The 1,029-nt window shown below is 45.1% G+C and carries 1 pseudogene; it reads left to right on the plus strand.

Annotation, left to right across the window (positions count from 1 at the left end):
- Positions 1-95: 95 nt before the first annotated feature.
- Positions 96-1,029: pseudogene (locus tag ACN0IC_RS15830) on the plus strand (hypothetical protein); the annotation flags it as partial.

Genomic DNA, 1,029 nt, shown 5'->3' on the forward strand with positions numbered 1-1,029 from the left:
CAAAACTGTCAAAACTGTCCAAAGTCCCACAGTTCTCATCCAGAGCACCTCCACTCAAGCTAAAAATTTCCTCATCTGCTGGTTCAAGAAACCCAATGGAAATTCATACTCAAGCTGACACTGGCGCTGGAATTTCCGTCGCAGGAGAAGATTTCCTGGCAAAGTACAAGTTGGAAATGTCTGATGAACCAATCACATGCAAAGTGACGGATGCAGCTGGTAATTCTCTATGTCCAATTGGTTGGACATCCATCTACATCCACACAGGAAAACATGTCAAAAGAGTCCAGATTGCTATTTGCCAGAAGTTAACGGATGCTGTACTGGTGGGATACACAGACCTGGTGAAACTGCGGGTCATCCCAGAGAATTTCCCACAACTCCAGGATTATGATGACAATGATGATGACAATGATGATGAAGAGGAGGACGAGTCTGGCGAGGATGACGTGGATGACCAGGACGATTGGCTGTACGACCAGGAAGACACTCTGCCCACAGTTATCAATCAGGTGAATACACACCTCCCACAACACGACACAAATCACATGTCAATAAGAGATAAACTTTCTAAAAAATTTCCTGATGTTTTGAGATCTAAAATTGACAAGAACATAAAGCTTGACCTTCCCGATGCTGAGATCAAACTGGATGCATCAGCCAAGCCTTACAAATGTGGTGTTGCGAGAATTGTTCCCCTCCAGCACAGAAAAACCGCAAAGTCAATGATTGAAGAACTTGAGGAATCTGACATAATAAAGAAAGTGAACGAGCCTACAAGATGGTGTGCTCCATCTCATTTCGTGACAAAGAAAGTAAAGGACAAGTTACGCCTAGTGACAGACTACACCTCGCTCAACAAAAATGTGAGCAGACCACATTGTCCTTTCCCCAGCCCAGCGGAGTTGGTGAAAAGGATCCCACACGGCACAAAGGTGTATGCCACGCTGGACGCCCTACACGGATATTTTCAGAGAAGATTGTCAGAAGAAAGCTCCTTCTTGACAACGTTTCTCACGGAGTGGGGCA

This window comes from Litorimonas sp. (assembly GCA_029936425.1).
Taxonomy (GTDB): domain Bacteria; phylum Pseudomonadota; class Alphaproteobacteria; order Caulobacterales; family Maricaulaceae; genus Litorimonas.